The 213-nt window shown below is 76.5% G+C and carries 1 pseudogene; it reads left to right on the top strand.

Annotated features, from left to right (window positions below):
• Positions 1 to 213 (top strand): annotated as a pseudogene (locus GFH49_RS39235) (hypothetical protein); the annotation flags it as partial.

Raw genomic sequence — 213 nt, 5'->3', positions numbered from 1 at the left:
GCGGGGTGAGCCGTCGGCTCGTGTGGTCCGTGGTGGTGGGGGCCGCCGTCGTCGGGGTCGCCGTGAGCCTGGTGCTGACGTCGGTGGTCGGGGGAGGGGACGAGGGGGACGGGCCGGCGGTCGCCGCGAGCCCGTCCGCGGAGGCCGTTCCGTCGCAGCCGAGCGATCCGTACGCGTCGTCGCCGGAGCCGTCGTTCACCGAGGAGACGGCGT

Source organism: Streptomyces blattellae, from assembly GCF_009709555.1.
Lineage (GTDB): Bacteria > Actinomycetota > Actinomycetes > Streptomycetales > Streptomycetaceae > Streptomyces > Streptomyces blattellae.
Note: the sequence above shows the minus strand (reverse complement) of the source record. Positions and strands in the feature narration are given on the sequence as shown.